This is a genomic window from Psychrobacter piechaudii (genome assembly GCF_900162825.1).
GTDB classification, from domain to species: Bacteria; Pseudomonadota; Gammaproteobacteria; order Pseudomonadales; family Moraxellaceae; genus Psychrobacter; species Psychrobacter piechaudii.
In genome coordinates, this window is the sequence record NZ_FUGE01000251.1 from 1 (window position 1) to 707 (window position 707).

1 protein-coding gene is annotated in these 707 nt (G+C 36.4%); it reads left to right on the forward strand.

Annotation, left to right across the window (positions count from 1 at the left end; all coding sequences use genetic code 11):
- Nucleotides 1-707, forward strand: a 707-nt coding sequence (locus A1019T_RS13325) for a hypothetical protein (RefSeq protein WP_167366884.1), incomplete at both ends; no start/stop codon positions are given.

Genomic DNA, 707 nt, shown 5'->3' on the forward strand with positions numbered 1-707 from the left:
TAATACTCATTTAGATGAGCCAGTAGTTCCCATTTTAGCAGAGCGTGATACGTTAAACATTGGGTATGAATGGTTTGTACAGGGTTCTCAAGTGAGCCTAGCTGTCCAAGATATGATTGGGATATGGCAAAGGAAAAGAAGATTTAGTACCAGTGATTTAATTGAATCAGCGGTATTCTGTAGTATCGTCTATGGCGGTATCAATGATATAGCAGTATTGAAGTCTTTCTATAACTGGATGCTAGGCAGTCGAGATGTTTATAGATTGGATTTGCCGAATGGCGACGGTGCAGAAGCTACTCAAAGTTTAGCGTTAATTGTATTAACTGTGAAAGATGATAGTTATGGCTGTCATGAAACGGATAGCAATGAGTTAATTAGTACGTTTGATAGCGAATTAAATCGTTACGTTGAGTATATTCCTGATGATATGACATTGTGCTTTTTATACGCGCTAAGAGATAAGAATGTTAAGCATGAGAGTATCAAGTCTTTTGATACCTTGATTAATGACATTAGTAAGAAGCTGAACCTTAATAATAAAGACAGGGCAAAACCACAGTATTCACAGCTAATTAAATATGCAAACTACAACTGGAGGCAGTTAGAAGGATCTAATCTTGATAATGCTTTATCTACTATTAAGCAAGGCAAGGTTAAAACAACAGGTCTGCCTAAAGATAAGCTAATTAACTACAATCGAGAGT